Source organism: Pseudoalteromonas sp. CR1 (assembly GCF_019392235.1).
In the GTDB taxonomy this organism is placed as follows: domain Bacteria; phylum Pseudomonadota; class Gammaproteobacteria; order Enterobacterales; family Alteromonadaceae; genus Pseudoalteromonas.
Map to the genome: position 1 here is coordinate 1 of NZ_JAHXRM010000628.1, position 235 is coordinate 235.

Annotated in this window: 1 pseudogene; it reads right to left on the reverse strand. The window is 67.7% G+C overall.

Annotation, left to right across the window (positions count from 1 at the left end):
• Positions 1–235 (reverse strand): annotated as a pseudogene (locus KZZ04_RS20810) (GntR family transcriptional regulator); the annotation flags it as partial.

A 235-nucleotide genomic window follows, 5' to 3' on the forward strand; every position in this document is an offset into this window, starting at 1 on the left:
GGCAGTGCCGTCCGTGGTGCGCCGACGGCGGTCGAGGGCGATGAATTGGTCACTGCCGAATCGGCTGAGCAGGTCGGGACGGGTCACCGCCTCCAGACGCAGGATGTCAGTGATGACCCGCGCGCCGGTATCCGCCAGGGCCTGGGCCCAGCCGTTGCGTTGGTCGAGCACCATGCCGTCGAAGGTGACGATGGAGCCGACGCCGCTCTGGGTGGCGATATAGTTGCGCCGTTTG